This is a genomic window from Pseudonocardia terrae, assembly GCF_021343995.1.
GTDB classification, from domain to species: domain Bacteria; phylum Actinomycetota; class Actinomycetes; order Mycobacteriales; family Pseudonocardiaceae; genus Pseudonocardia; species Pseudonocardia terrae.
Map to the genome: position 1 here is coordinate 71,537 of NZ_JAJTTE010000023.1, position 13,588 is coordinate 85,124.

A 13,588-nucleotide genomic window follows, 5' to 3' on the forward strand; every position below is an offset into this window, starting at 1 on the left:
ATGAGTTCAGAGACCGACCAGCCGAGACAGCGCACGGTCGCCGAGCTGCTCGCCGAGAACGGCGGCACCGCGGCGTCCGGGCGGCGTCGACGGCGCCGGGAGGCCGACGACCCGGGCGCCGAGTCGGTCGGGGGTCCTCCCGCCGCGGAGGGCCCGGGCGTCCCCGGCCGGCACGGCGGGACGCCGGCGTGGCGCCCCGAGCCGACCCCCGAGGCCCCTGCCGAGTCCTGGCGCGGCGGCGCGCCGCCGTCGGCCGCTCCCTGGGAGCCCGGCGGACGCGGTGGCCCGCGCCTCGAGCGCGAGTCCGAGCAGCCCCGGGACGAGCGCGGTGCGGGTGTCGGCAGCGGTGCGTCCGGGACGGGTTCCGGGCCGGGCGGCTTCGGAGCCCGCGGCGTCGGCCGCCCGAGCGAGGACGCCGCGCAGAACGGCTTCCCCCGCAACGGCACCCCGAACGGCTTCGGCCCCGGACCGCAGGCGGGGCAGCAGCGCCCCGGCCCGAACGGCTTCGGCCCGCCCGCACCCGGGCAGGAGGGCGCGGGACCGGACGCGTTCGCCCCGAACGGGTTCGATCGGAACGGCGGCCCGAACGGCTTCGGCCAGAATGGTCAGAACGGCACCGGGCAGAACGGTCTCGCCCCGCCGCGCGCCCGGCAGAACGGCGCCCCGAACGGCGGCGCCCCGAACGGCGGCGCCCCGAACGGCGGTGCCCCGAACGGCGGCGCCCCGAACGGCGGCGCCCCGAACGGCGGCGCCCCGAACGGCGGCGCTTGGAACGGCGCCGCTCAGAACGGGGCGAGTGCCCTCCAGGACCGCCCGGGCGGGCCGGGGCAGAACGAGCCGTCCCCGGCCGGCCCGCTCGACCGCTTCCCCCACCGCCCGGAGCCGCCCGCCCAGGGCGCCCGGGCCGGCGCCGCGCCGAGCAGCCCGCCCGCGGAGGCCGGGCGCGCCGGCGCGCCGGAGCGGTCGCCGTGGGCCCCGAACGGCCGCCCCACGCGGCCGGGCGAGCCCGGCACCGAACAGCTCGGCCGCGTCCGCGCGCCGCAGGACGAGCCGCTGACCGCCCCCTTCGGGTCCCTGTACGCCGGCCCGCCGACCCAGCTCGGCGGCCGCCCCGTCGACGAGGACGACGCGGGTCCGCCGACCCAGTTCGACGTCCCGCCGCTCGACGACGAGGACGAGGACGACGCCGGTCCGCCGACCCAGCTCGGCGCGCCCGCGCTCGACGACGAGGACGACGACACCTATCAGGCCCCCGCGGGCCTCGGCCGGCGTGCGTCCGTCGACGTCGAGGAGGACGAGGACGACGAGGAGGACGAGGGCACGCCGCAGGGCTGGGCCGTCGTCATCGGCCAGTGGATCGCCGGCGCCCTGGTCGGCGCCGCGGTGTGGGTCGGCTTCCGCTACCTGTGGTTCAACCTGCCGGTGGTCGCCCTCGCCGCCGCCGTGATCATCACGGTCGGCCTCGTGCTCGGCGTCCGCGCGCTGCTGCGCAACGACGACCTCCGGACCACCGCCTTCGCCGTGGGCGTGGGCCTGCTCCTGACCGTCTCGCCCGCGATCCTGGTACTCCTGGAAAGGTGACCTCCCCGCCGGTCGCCCTGTCCACCGCCTCGGTCTACCCGGAGCCCGCCGCGGCGGCGTTCGAGCTGGCCGCCGAGCTGGGGTACGACGGCGTCGAGCTGATGGTCTGGACGGATCCGGTGTCGCAGGACGTCCGGGCCGTCGAGCGGCTCGCGGAGCGGTACGGGGTGCCGGTGCTGGCCGTGCACGCGCCCTGCCTGGCCGTCACGCAGCGGGTGTGGGGGTCGGACCCGGTCACGCGCATCCGCCGGTCCGTGGCGGCCGCGGAGCGCTTCGGGGCGCGCACCGTCGTGCTGCACCCGCCCTTCCGCTGGCAGCGCCGCTACGCCGCGGGGTTCGCCGACGAGGTGGCACGCGCGGGGGAGCGGGCCGGCGTGCGGCTGGCCGTCGAGAACATGTTCCCGGTGGCGCGGGGGCGGATCCGCACCGTGCCCTACGCGCCCGGCTTCGACCCGACGGACGTCGGCCACAGCTTCTACACGCTCGACCTCTCGCACACGGCCGCGGCCGGGTCCGACGCCCTCGCCATGCTCGACCGCATGGGCGACGGCCTGGTCCACCTGCACCTCACGGACGGGTCCGGTGCCCCGCGCGACGAGCACCTGGTCCCCGGGCGCGGCACCCAGCCCTGCGCCGAGGTGTGCGAGCGGCTGGCGACCGGCCGGTTCGCGCGCGAGGGTGTGGTGGTCCTCGAGGTCAGCACCCGGCGCTGCCGCAACCGCGAGCAGCGGACGACGCTGCTGGCCGAGGCGCTCGTCTACGCGCGCCTGCACCTGGTCGCGCCGGTCCCGCCGGTGTTGACCGTTCCCGAGCAGGCGCCGCTGCCGGAGCCCGCGCCGCAGGGTTAGGGATCACGAGCGGCACGCGTCACACCGCCGGAGTCCGCCCGGCGTGATACGACCGCTTCATGGCTCCCACCGATGTGACCGTCGATCGGCCCTTCGCGACGTCCACCGTGCTGACCGACGAGGGCGGGGGACGGTTCACCGCCGAGCTCGGCACGCTCTTCTCGATCGGCGGCAAGGCCCACGGCGGCCTGCTGATGGTCCTGCTGACCAAGGCGGCGCTGGCCCGGCTCACCACGGAGCACGGCGGGGACACCGAGCTCGATCCCGTGGTCGTCGGCACGGAGTTCCTGCGCGCCCCCGAGCTGGGCACCGTGGAGCTCGAGACGGACGTGCTGAAGCTGGGCCGGCAGGCGTCGGTCGCCGCGGCCCGGATGATCCAGAGCGGGAAGCTGCTGCTCTCCGCCACGGTCACCGCCGGGGCGCTGCCCGACGCCGACCCGAGTTGGCTGTCCGAGTCCCCGATGCCGCTGGAGCCGCCGGCGGACGCGATCGACTTCGTGCCCGACGTCCGCACCCCCGGCGAGGGGCTCGCGGCCGCCACCGAGGCGCGGTACGACCCGGCCACGATGGCGTTCCTGCGCAAGGAGATCGCGGACCCGGTGGTGCGGGGCTGGATGCGGCCGCGCGGGGAGGCCCCGGACCCGTTGTTCGCGCTGCTCGCCGGCGACGCGCTGCCACCGACCGTGTTCAACCGCGGCGGCGGGCGCGGCTGGGCGCCGACCGTGCAGCTCACCGCGCTGCTGCGGGCCCGGCCCGCGCCGGGGTGGCTGGCGCTGGAGTCCCGCTCGCACATGGTCGCCGGGACCTGGTTCGACGAGGACTGCACCGTCCGCGACTCGACGGGGCGGGTGGTCTGCCAGGCCCGCCAGCTCGCGCTGTCCCCGCTCCCGCGGACGTAGCCGCACACCCTCCCCGACCTGCCCGGATTCCGGCGGTTACCGTCGATCCATGACACGTATCGCGGTTCTGGGCGCCGGCAAGATCGGCGAGGCGCTCCTCTCGGGGCTGCTCGCGGCGGGCCGGCCCGCGGCGGACCTGGTGTTCACGGAGCGGCACCCGGAGCGGGCCGCCGAGCTGTCCGGGCGCCTCGGGGTGGAGTCGGCCGACGTCGCGGGCGCCGCGGCGAAGGCGGACGTCGTGGTGGTCGCGGTCAAGCCACAGGACATCGCCCCGGTCCTCACCGAGCTGAAGGCGGCGCTGACCCCGGGGACGCTCGTGGTCTCGCTGTGCGCCGGCCTGCCCACGGCCCTCTTCGAGGGCGGCCTGCCGGAGGGGACTCCGGTCGTGCGGGTCATGCCGAACACCCCGATGGTCGTCGGCGAGGCGATGAGTGCGGTGTCCGGCGGCAGCCACGCCACCGCCGAGCACCTCGCGCTGGCCGAGGAGCTGCTCGGCTCCGTGGGTCGGGTGGTGCGTGTCCCGGAGACCCAGCAGGACGCCGTCACGGCGCTCTCCGGCTCCGGCCCGGCCTACTTCTTCTACCTGGTCGAGGCCATGATCGACGCCGGGATCCTGCTCGGCCTGCCGCGTGCCGTCGCCGCCGACCTGATCGTCCAGTCCGCCTTCGGCGCGGCCACCATGCTGCGCGAGTCCGACGACCACCCGGTGCTGCTCCGGGAGGCCGTCACCTCCCCGGCGGGCACCACCATCGCCGCGATCCGCGAGCTCGAGCGGCACGGCGTGCGGGCGGCCCTGATCGACGCGATCGAGGCCGCGCGGGACCGGTCGGAGGAGCTGGGACGCTCGGTGCAGAACCGTTGACCCGAACGAAGGATCACGTCTCACCCTGACGCGCGGCTGAATTCCCCGCCCGTGTGGAAGGTGTGTCGAAGGCGTCACACCGGCACCGCTATCCTCACGGGGAACACGCCGCCCGGGGGACGAGGACCCCGGGCGGGACCGTGGGACTTCTCCAGGGAAGGCGGTGTCCGGATGGCCACGCAGCAGCCAGGGCATTCAGGGCAGCCCGAACGCATCGACAACATCGCCGCGGTGCAGTTCCTGACCGTGGCTGAGGTCGCCGCCATGATGCGGGTCTCCAAGATGACCGTGTACCGGCTGGTGCACGGTGGGGAGCTCCCCGCCGCCCGGGTGGGTCGTTCGTTCCGCGTCCCGAAGCGCGCCGTCGAGGACTACCTGCGGCACGCGTACTTCGACGCGGGCTGAGCGGAGTTCGCGGAGCGAACATGCGCTCCGAGCGGAGCTCGCGGAGCGAACATCCGCTCCGGGCGAAGCTCGCGGAGCGCGCATCGACCCGCTTTCCCCAGCAGTCCACGACCCCGCCCTGACGGGTCGGCCCGACCGGCGCCGGGTAGGATCGGCGACCGGTCATCGTCTCGCCGTGTGCACCCGCGTGCGCGCGACCGCCGCGCGGCGGGGACACACCCTCTCGGGCCGGCTCCCGGCCGCGAGCGAAGCAGTGAGCACAGGAGGTACCGACGCATGGGCTCGGTCATCAAGAAGCGTCGCAAGCGCATGTCCAAGAAGAAGCACCGCAAGCTGCTCCGCAAGACCCGCGTGCAGCGTCGCAAGCTCGGCAAGTGAGGTGTGACCCCGCCCGTCCCCGTCCGGGACGGGCCGGGGTCCACCGGCCCGGGTCGCACCCGGGATCCCTGGTCGCACGACGAACGAGGTCGGGTCCGTGACGCGCACGGGATCTCCCCACGACGCCGATCGCAGCAGCGACGGCGCCGCTCCCTCCGTCGTGCTGGTGACAGGTGTCAGCCGCTTCCTCGGCGGCAACCTCGCCGCACGGCTCGCCGCGAACCCCGCGATCGAGCGGGTGCTCGGCGTGGACACCGTCCCCCCGTCCCGGGAGATGTTGCGCCGCATGGGCCGCGCGGAGTTCGTCCGCGCCGACATCCGCAACCCGCTCATCGCCAAGGTCATCTCCGGCGCCGGCGTCGACACCGTGGTGCACGCCGCCCTCTCCGCCGGCCCCGGCTCGTCCGGCGGCCGCACGGCGATGAAGGAGATGAACGTCATCGGGACGATGCAGCTCCTCGCCGCCTGTCAGAAGTCCGAGCGGATCCGGCGCGTCGTCCTGAAGTCGACCACGGCCGTCTACGGCTCAGGCTCGCGCGACCCCGCGCTGTTCGACGAGTCGATGACGCCGAAGGACCTCCCGTCCGGGGGCTACGCCAAGGACGCCGCGGAGATCGAGGGCTACCTGCGCGGCTTCGCCCGCCGCCGGCCGGACGTCACGACCACGGTCCTGCGCTTCTGCAACTACGTCGGCCCGCGCATCGAGACGGTGCTGACCCGCTACTTCGCGCTGCCGGTCGTCCCGACGATCCTCGGCTTCGACCCCCGGCTGCAGTTCCTGCACGAGGAGGACGCGCTCGCCGTGCTCGAGCGGGCCGCCGTGGAGGAGCACCCCGGGGTCTACAACGTCGCGGCCGACGGCGTGCTCATGCTCTCCCAGGCCGTCCGGCGGGCCGGCCGCGTGCAGGCCGCGGTGCCGGCGCCGCTGGTCGGGCCGGTCGGCCGGTTCCTGCGCGGCGCCCGCGTCGTCGACTACTCGCCGGAGCAGATGCGCTTCCTCAACTTCGGCCGGGTGGTGGACACGACGAGGTTGAAGGAACGCTTCGGCTTCCACCCTCGTTGGACCACCGTCCAGGCCTTCGACGACTACGTTCGCGGCCGCGCGCTCCGGCCGGTCCTCGGGGCCGAGCGGATCGAGGCGGCGGAGCGGACCGTCCTGCAGGCCGCTCGGATGTTGCACTAGCGGGCCGCGGGGCCCTGGGGAAGCATGGGGCGGCGGTCGGGGAAGTCGGACAACGGCACGGGTTCGGAGGGGGTTCGGGTGCCGGAAGCGCGCGTCATCCCGTTGCGGGCGGACGAGACCGGGGGTCGTACCCGGTGGCGGCTCGGGGAGGGCCGTGACCGCGGGAGCCGCGGGAGCGGGCGTGCCCGGCCGGGCACGGAGGCGCGCGAGACGGGACGCGAGGCAGGGCGCGAGAGCGCGCGCACCCGCCGTCCCGCTTCGAGCACGCCACGCCCCCGCCCCTCGCTCGACGACGACCAGGTCGGCACCGAGGGCGGCGCGGTACCGCCGGTGGCCGCCGTGCCGGATCCGGAACCCCCGGCCTGGGAGGCCGGCCTGGAGGACGTGCTGCGCTTCCTGCGCCGCCGCCTCTCCGGCGACTACACCGTCGACGAGTTCGGCTACGACGCCGACCTCGCCGACTCGGTGCTGGCGCCCGCGCTGCGCCCGCTCTACGAGCGCTGGTTCCGTGTGGAGACCCTGGGGCTGCGGCACGTCCCGGACACCGGCGGCGCGCTCGTCGTCGCCAACCACTCGGGAACCCTGCCGCTCGACGCGCTGATGACCATCCAGGCGCTGCACGACGAGCACCCCGCCGGCCGGCGGCTGCGGCTGCTCGGCGCCGACCTGATGTTCCGGCTCCCGGTGGTCGGCGAGCTGGCCCGCAAGAACGGCGCCACCCTGGCCTGCAACGCCGACGCGGAGCGCCTGATGTCCTCCGGTGAGCTCGTCGGGGTGTTCCCCGAGGGCTTCAAGGGCATCGGCAAGCCGTTCAAGGACCGGTACAAGCTGCAGCGCTTCGGCCGCGGCGGGTTCGTCTCCGCCGCCCTGCGCACCGGCGTGCCGATCATCCCGTGCTCGATCGTCGGTGCCGAGGAGACCTACCCCAAGATCGGCGACATCGCGCCCCTCGCCCGGCTGCTCGGCGCGCCGTACTTCCCGATCACGCCGACCTTCCCGCTGCTCGGGCCGCTGGGTCTCGTCCCGCTGCCGTCGAAGTGGTACATCGAGTTCGGCGAGCCGATCTCGCTCGACGCCTACACCCCCGCCGACGCCGAGGACCCCATGCTCGTGTTCAACCTGACCGACCAGGTGCGCGAGACGATCCAGCACACCCTCTACCGGCTGCTCAGCCAGCGGCGAAACGTGTTCCTGGGCTGACCGGGGCCGACGTGGTCGGCCCCGGTTCCCGGCGACCGGTTCGCAGCGTCCGGTTCGCAGAGCCCGGTCCTCAGCGCCGCCGGTACGCCACTCCGGCGGCGACCGCCCCGGCCAGCGCGCCGGCGCCGAGCACGGAGGGCACGCCGATCCGGGCGGCCTTGCGCCCGGTGCGGAAGTCGCGGATCTGCCAGCCGCGCTCCTTGGCGACGTCGCGCAGCTCCGAGTCCGGGTTGACGGCGACGGCGGTGCCGACCGCGGACAGCATCGGCACGTCGTTGACCGAGTCCGAGTAGGCGGTGCAGCGGCGCAGGTCCAGGCCCTCGGTGGCCGCCAGCGCGCGCACCGCGTGGGCCTTCGCCGGGCCGTGCAGGATCTCGCCGACCAGCCGCCCGGTGTAGTGCCCGTCGACGCTCTCGGCGACCGTTCCCAGGGCACCGGTCAGGCCGAGCCGCCGGGCGATGATCAGGGCCAGCTCGACGGGCGTCGCGGTGACCAGCCAGACCCGCTGCCCGGCGTCGAGGTGCATCTGGGCGAGCGCGCGGGTGCCGGCCCAGATCCGGTCGGCCATCAGCTCGTCGTAGATCTCCTCGCCCAGCGCCACGACCTCCTCGACGGGCCGGCCCGCGACGAACGACAGCGCGGTGTCCCGGTGCCCGGCGATGCCGTTGCGGTCCTCGCGCCCGCCGAGCCGGAACTTGATCTGCTGCCAGGCGAAGCCGGCGAGGTCGGAGGTGGTGAAGAACTTGCGGGCGGCGAGCCCGCGGGCGAAGTGGAAGATCGAGGCGCCGACCATCATCGTGTTGTCGACGTCGAAGAAGGCGGCCGCGGTCAGGTCCCGGTCCGCCGCCTCGGACGGCGGCGTCCCGCCGGCGGCCACGGCGGCCGCCGCCGCGGCCTCACCGGCGCGCTGCGCGCGGTCGACCGCGGTGGCGTCCTCGATCACGTCGGTCGTCTCGGTGACGCCCGCCACCTCGCCATGGGCACCGTTCCGGAGCGGGTCCGCGGCACCGTTCCTGTCCTGCGCGTCCGCGCCCTGCGGCTCACCGTGCTCCACAACCACCTCGGGTCCTACCACCTGGGGGCTTCCCGGCCCGCGCTGCTCGCGCCGGGCCACCCGCCGTGCCGATCCGTCCACCGCCCCGGCCGGTCCGTGACCACCCGGGCACCGCCCGTCCAGCCTACTGGGCGACCCCGCCCGGACCGACGCGAAACGGCCGCGGACGCGGAACGGGGCCGCACGGTGTGTCACCGCGCGGCCCCGTTCCGTGGCGGCCCGGCCGCCCGAGCCGTCCGTTCAGCCGATGGTGATCGGTCCGAGGCCGGGCAGCAGCGGCGGCAGCTGGATCGGCGGCAGGAGGCCGCCCCCGCCGCCGCTCGGCGGGTTGGACGAGCTCTGCTTCGTGCTGCTGGACTTCTCCGAGCCGCTGGTCGTGGTGCTCGTCGCGCCGGCGTCGCCGGTGCTCGGGAGGACGCCCTCCGGGAGCAGCCCGTTCCGGGACGTGCCCGGGCCGGTCGACGGCTGCGGCCCGGTGCTGTCCGACGGCGCGGCCGGGCTGGTGCGCGCGGACTGCGGGCTGCCGTTCGGGATCTGCTCGTCGACCGTGCCGCCACCCTGGCCGGCGTTCGAGGCGACCGGCACGCAGGTGCCGGTGGCCGGGATCGGGCCGAGGTCGTCGACGCCGTCGCTGACCTCGCTGCAGCCCATCCGGGCCCGCAGGGCCGCGGCCCGCTCCGACATGCGCTCCAGCAGGCGCGCCGACCGGTCGGCACCGGGGACGTCGCCGCCCGAGGTCCGCAGGGCCTCGACGGCCTTCGCCTGCTTCTGGGCCCACGCGTCGAGGTCGCCGAGCCCGGTGTCGGTCGGCGGCTGTGCGCCGGACAGCATCATCCGCGAACCCTCGCTGGCCGCGTCGTCGAACGCGGTGAGCGCGGCCTCGTAGGTGGTCGCGTCGGGCGTGCGGCCGGCCTGCTGCAGCGCCCGCACCTCGTCGAGCCGGGTCGCGGCCAGGTCGAGCTGGCGCCGGGCCTTGGCCCCGTCGCCGAAGGTGAAGGCGGTGCCGGTGGACTCCGTGGCGAGCTTGACCGCGTAGAGGCTGTCGCCCGGCAGCGCGTCGCGGCTCATCATCGCGGTGCCGCCGGCGAGCGCCACCAGCGCGAGCGCCGCGGCGCCGCCGACCAGGGCGACCCGCTTCCGCAGGCTCGGTCGCCGCCCGCCCGGACCGCGGGAGCCGCCGGCGCGGCCCGGGTTGTCCGGGTGATCGGCGGGGAGCACGTGCCGCGCGCCCCGCTTCGACCGCCGGGAGCCGGCACCGGCCGTGCCGTTCGCCGCCGCGACCGTGCGCTCACCGGAGGAGCCGGAGCGGGTCGCGCCCTCGGGACCCTCCGGCCGCAGCGCGGCGGTGAGGTCGGTGGTCTGCTCCAGCGCGTCGGCCCGGACCGGCTCGATCCGGGTGGTCCGCTCGGTGGCGGACTCCTCCGGGGCGCCCCACTCCTTCTCCAGTGCGGCGAAGAAGTCGGCGCGCATGCGCGCCGCGGTCTCGTCGTCCGGGCTCAGGTCGGTACGGCTGCGATCGAGCGCGGCCGCGAGGGCCACCTCGTGCTCCAGGTCGTCGTCCGGCGCGAAACGGGGGTCGAGATGTTCCTCGTCCCACCACTCGTCGTCCGAGCCCCATCGTCCCGCGGGCATGTTCGCCGTCCTCACTGCATCCCTGCACTGTTCGTCAGCGTCCGGCCCGATCGGGGCCTCGCGCTCTGCCGACGTTCACCCACACAACGAGACGGGCGGTCGTCGGTTACGGCACAAGGACCGTTCACCGATTGGTGTGGCTCACTCGTCGCATCCGTAACGACAAGCATGTAGTTCGCGATATAGGCGCCGTTCACCGCAACCCCTCGGGGAGGAGCTGCGCCAGGCGGCGGACGGCACGGTGCTGCAGCGCCTTGACCGCGCCCTCGGCCCGGTTCATCCGCTGCGCGGTCTCGGCGACCGACAGGCCCTGCAGGAACCGCATGCGGATGCAGTCCTGCTGGTCGGGGTTGAGCTTCTCGATCGCCTTGAGCAGCTCGGAGTTCGTGGCGTTCTCGATGACCTGCTGCTCGGGCCCGTGCGTGCTCGGGGAGTGCTCGACCATGTCGGCCGTCGTCGACTCGAGCCGGTACCGGCTGGACTTGACGTGGTCGAAGATCAGGTTGCGGGCGATCGTGACGAACCAGGCGCCGATGTCGCGGCCCTGGTAGCTCACCGAGCCGATCCGGCGCAGCGCGCGCAGGAACGTCTCCTGGGTGAGGTCCTCGGCCAGCGTGCGGTCGCCGAGCCGGAACAGCACATACCGGAAGACGACCTCGTGGTAGCGCGCGTACAGCTCCTTGAAGGCGTTCTGGTCGCCCGCCTGGCAGGCCTTGACCAGGGTCCAGGAGCCGCCGCCGTCGGCCTCGGCGTCCGGGCGGGGCTCGGCCCCCGCCGGGCCGGGCCCGGGCTCGGGCGACCGGGGCGGCGGGCCCGCGGGTGGACCCGACGGCGGCGGACCCGCCGGCGGCGGGACGGCGTGGGGACGGGCGACGGGGGGAGCTGTCACGGGCGCCTGCTGTCGGGTCGGCCGGCCGGCCGTGGTCCGGCCGTCGGCCGGGGCGGTCGGGTCGGGCGCGGACGGGGGAGCGGCGGCGGGTGCCGGTCGGTGGGTCGTCGAGCCGCCGGACCGGGCCTGTCGGGGCAGGTCGGACCAGGAGGACGGGGTCGTGCCCGCACCGTTCGGGTGCGACGGCGCGAACCGCTCCGTGGGGAGCAGCCCGTCGGGACGCATCGAGGAGGTCATGAAGCCCGGTGCACCCGGTGTCGGACAGGGCAGCGCGGAAGGACCCGCGGTGCGCTGGCAACAGGCTGCATGCCACTCCCTTGGGTGAGAACTCGTGCCGAACCCGACGGTCCGGCGTTGGCAGGTTGTGGGGGCGGACTCTAGGGCAGCCGTCCGGCGCCCAGACGGGTGCCACCGCTCGCCGAATGCCTTATCCGGTGAGCGGACGATCACGCGCGGTCAACGTGGTCGTGGCGCAGCGTGTTCGGTCGACGCGCCGTATGGCGGCGTGTCGCCCTGCCGTCGGGCGCACGGGGGTTGCGCTCGGCCGGAGTTCACGTCACGCGCGGGTGTGTGTCCCCGGTCTGCCAGACTCGGCGCGTGCAGCCCTCTCCCAGCCAGAGCCCCGGCACCGGGTCCGACGCGGTCGCGCACCTGGGTGAGCTGGTCCGGCGGGCGGCGCGCCGCGAGCCCGGTCAGCCCGCGGTCGTCGACGTCACCGCCGGCCGCACGCTGACCTGGGCGGAGCTCGACACCGCCGCCGACGCGGAGGCCGCCCGGCTCGCCGCGGCCGGGATCGCCGCCGGCGACCGGGTCGTGCTGGTGCTGCCCAACGGCGCGGGCTTCTGCGTCGCCCTGTTCGGCGTGCTGCGCGCCGGGGCGATCGCCGTCCCCGTCGGCCAGCGGTCGGTGACCCGCGAGGTCGCCGTGATCCTCGAGGACGCCCGGCCCGCCGCCGTCGTCACCGACGCGGGGGTCGCCGCCGACGCCGCGCGCGCGGCCGGCGTGCCGGTCCTGGCCCCGCCCCCCGCCGAGCCGGAGCCCGCCGGTCCGCCGCCCGAGGCGCCGGGCGGCGAGGCGCTCGCGCTGCTCATCTACACGTCCGGCACCACGGGCCGCCCGCGCGGCGTCCAGCTCTCGCACCGCGCGCTGCTGGCCAACCGCGCGCAGACCGCCGCGCTGCGCCCCGCGCCGGTCACCCCGGCCGACCGGGTCCTGCTCGCGCTGCCGCTCTTCCACAGCTTCGGCCTGGCCGCGGGCCTGCTGCAGGTCTGCTGGGCCGGCGCGACCGCCGTGCTCACCGCGCGGTTCGACGCCGCGGCCACACCCGGCATCCTGCGCGACCACCGGGTCAGCGCGCTGGCCGGCGTCCCGTCGCTCTACCGGGCCCTGCTCGACGTCCCGGCCGAGGACCTGCGCGGCGCCCTGGAGGGTGTGCGGATCTGCACCGCCGGCGGCGCCCCGCTGCCCCCGGCCTGGCACACCGCGTTCCGGGAGGCCACCGGGATGGAGGTGCTGGAGGGCTACGGGCTGTCCGAGGCGGGTCCCGTCGTCACCTGCAACGTGCCCGGGCGCAGCAAGCCGGGTTCGGTCGGCCGGCCGATCCCGGGCGTCGAGCTGCGGCTGGTCGACGCCGAGGGCGAGCCGCTCGCCGGGCGCACCGCCGAGGAGGGCGAGGAGGGGGACGCGGCCGACGTCTTCTCCGACCCTGAGGAGGACACCGGGATGGTCGCGCTGCGCGGCCCCAACCTCTTCTCCGGCTACTGGCCCAGCGGCGAGGGCGGGCCCGACGCCGAGGGCTGGTTCCGCACCGCCGACGTCGGGTTCCTCGACGCGGACGGCGACCTGCACCTGGTGGACCGGTCGACGGACCTCGTGATCGTCAACGGGTTCAACGTCTACCCCCGCGAGGTCGAGGAGGTCCTCGCGGGGATGGCGGAGGTGGCCGAGGTGGCGGTCGTGGGAGTGCCGGACGACCGGACGGGCGCCGCGGTCAAGGCCGTGATCGTGCCCGCGCCCGGCACCGGTCCGGACGCCGACGCGGTCCGGGAGTACTGCGCGACCCGGCTGGCCCGCTTCAAGCAGCCGACCGTGATCGCGTTCGTCGACGAGCTGCCGCGCACGCCGACCGGCAAGATCGCCCGGCGGGTGCTGGCGGAGACGGGGACGGCATGAGCCGGACGGTCACCCTGCTGAGCAGGGCCAACTGCCACCTGTGCGAGGTCGCGGAGGCGGACGTCGCGCGGATCTGCGGCGAGCTGGGCGTGGCCTGGCGCACCGAGGACGTCGACGCCGACCCGGAGCTGCGCGCCGAGTACGGCGACATGGTCCCGGTGATCCTCATCGACGGGAAGCAGCACGGCTACTACCGGGTCGAGGAGGAGCGGTTCCGCAGGGCCCTCGCCGGCTGATCTCGGCCGCGTCCGCAGCGAGCATCCACAATGCGTCCAGGAGCTGCTCCCGGGCGCGGTATGGCTCCATAACGCGTTGAGGAGCTGCTCCCTGGCGCGGTATGGCTCCATAACGCGTCCAGGAGCTGCTCCCCGGCGCGGTATGGCTCCATAGCGCGTCCAGGAGCCGCTTCCTGACACGTCATGGATCCGTAACGCCTTCGGCAGCAGCTCTCGGGAGCAGTATGGATCCATGATGCGGGCGAACCT

13 protein-coding genes are annotated in these 13,588 nt (G+C 75.3%); 10 read left to right on the forward strand and 3 right to left on the reverse strand.

The window, feature by feature from the left end; translation table 11 throughout:
• The 8 genes from LWC33_RS17180 (at window position 1) to LWC33_RS17215 (ending at window position 7,356) form a co-directional block, all read left to right on the forward strand.
• Window positions 1–1,581 carry a Yip1 family protein gene (locus LWC33_RS17180; RefSeq protein ID WP_233305403.1) on the forward strand — a complete coding sequence of 527 codons (1,581 nt, stop codon included), beginning with the start codon at window positions 1–3 and terminating at the stop codon, window positions 1,579–1,581.
• Window positions 1,578–2,429 (forward strand): sugar phosphate isomerase/epimerase family protein, encoded by an 852-nt coding sequence (locus LWC33_RS17185; protein ID WP_233305404.1) that lies wholly within the window; start codon window positions 1,578–1,580, stop codon window positions 2,427–2,429. Before LWC33_RS17180 ends, LWC33_RS17185 begins: the two co-directional genes overlap by 4 nt.
• A 59-nt stretch (window positions 2,430–2,488) precedes the next feature.
• A complete protein-coding gene (locus LWC33_RS17190; protein WP_233305405.1) occupies window positions 2,489–3,328 on the forward strand; it encodes a thioesterase family protein in 840 nt (279 codons plus the stop codon).
• A 49-nt stretch (window positions 3,329–3,377) separates the two neighbouring features.
• A complete protein-coding gene (gene proC, locus LWC33_RS17195) occupies window positions 3,378–4,190 on the forward strand; it encodes a pyrroline-5-carboxylate reductase (RefSeq protein ID WP_233305406.1) in 813 nt (270 codons plus the stop codon).
• Between the two features lie 171 nt (window positions 4,191–4,361).
• Window positions 4,362–4,595 carry a helix-turn-helix domain-containing protein gene (locus LWC33_RS17200; protein WP_037052988.1) on the forward strand — a complete coding sequence of 78 codons (234 nt, stop codon included), beginning with the start codon at window positions 4,362–4,364 and terminating at the stop codon, window positions 4,593–4,595.
• A gap of 276 nt (window positions 4,596–4,871) precedes the next feature.
• Window positions 4,872–4,973, forward strand: coding sequence for a 30S ribosomal protein bS22 (locus LWC33_RS17205; protein ID WP_010241351.1), 102 nt, complete (start codon window positions 4,872–4,874; stop codon window positions 4,971–4,973).
• A gap of 166 nt (window positions 4,974–5,139) precedes the next feature.
• A complete protein-coding gene (locus tag LWC33_RS17210; protein WP_233305407.1) occupies window positions 5,140–6,156 on the forward strand; it encodes an NAD-dependent epimerase/dehydratase family protein in 1,017 nt (338 codons plus the stop codon).
• 78 nt (window positions 6,157–6,234) lie between these two features.
• On the forward strand, window positions 6,235–7,356 hold the full coding sequence (locus LWC33_RS17215) for a lysophospholipid acyltransferase family protein (protein ID WP_372476619.1): 1,122 nt from the start codon (window positions 6,235–6,237) through the stop codon (window positions 7,354–7,356).
• 70 nt (window positions 7,357–7,426) lie between these two features.
• Here the strand turns inward: LWC33_RS17215 and LWC33_RS17220 are convergent, their stop codons facing one another.
• The 3 genes from LWC33_RS17220 to LWC33_RS17230 all read right to left on the reverse strand — a co-directional run bounded on the left by LWC33_RS17220 (window position 7,427) and on the right by LWC33_RS17230 (window position 10,931).
• Window positions 7,427–8,299, reverse strand: coding sequence for an HAD family hydrolase (locus tag LWC33_RS17220; protein WP_372476621.1), 873 nt, complete (start codon window positions 8,297–8,299; stop codon window positions 7,427–7,429).
• A gap of 351 nt (window positions 8,300–8,650) precedes the next feature.
• Complete coding sequence (locus LWC33_RS17225; protein ID WP_233305408.1) at window positions 8,651–10,042, reverse strand: DUF5667 domain-containing protein; 1,392 nt, start codon at window positions 10,040–10,042, stop codon at window positions 8,651–8,653.
• A 193-nt stretch (window positions 10,043–10,235) separates the two neighbouring features.
• Window positions 10,236–10,931, reverse strand: coding sequence for a sigma-70 family RNA polymerase sigma factor (locus LWC33_RS17230; protein ID WP_372476620.1), 696 nt, complete (start codon window positions 10,929–10,931; stop codon window positions 10,236–10,238).
• A 597-nt stretch (window positions 10,932–11,528) separates the two neighbouring features.
• Between LWC33_RS17230 and LWC33_RS17235 the strand changes: the two genes are divergently transcribed.
• Both LWC33_RS17235 and LWC33_RS17240 read left to right on the forward strand, forming a co-directional pair.
• Window positions 11,529–13,103, forward strand: coding sequence for a class I adenylate-forming enzyme family protein (locus LWC33_RS17235; protein WP_233305409.1), 1,575 nt, complete (start codon window positions 11,529–11,531; stop codon window positions 13,101–13,103).
• Window positions 13,100–13,339: a glutaredoxin family protein gene (locus LWC33_RS17240; protein ID WP_233305410.1), complete on the forward strand. Its 240-nt coding sequence runs from the start codon at window positions 13,100–13,102 to the stop codon at window positions 13,337–13,339. The genes LWC33_RS17235 and LWC33_RS17240 overlap by 4 nt, the downstream gene beginning before the upstream one ends.
• Window positions 13,340–13,588: the final 249 nt, after the last annotated feature.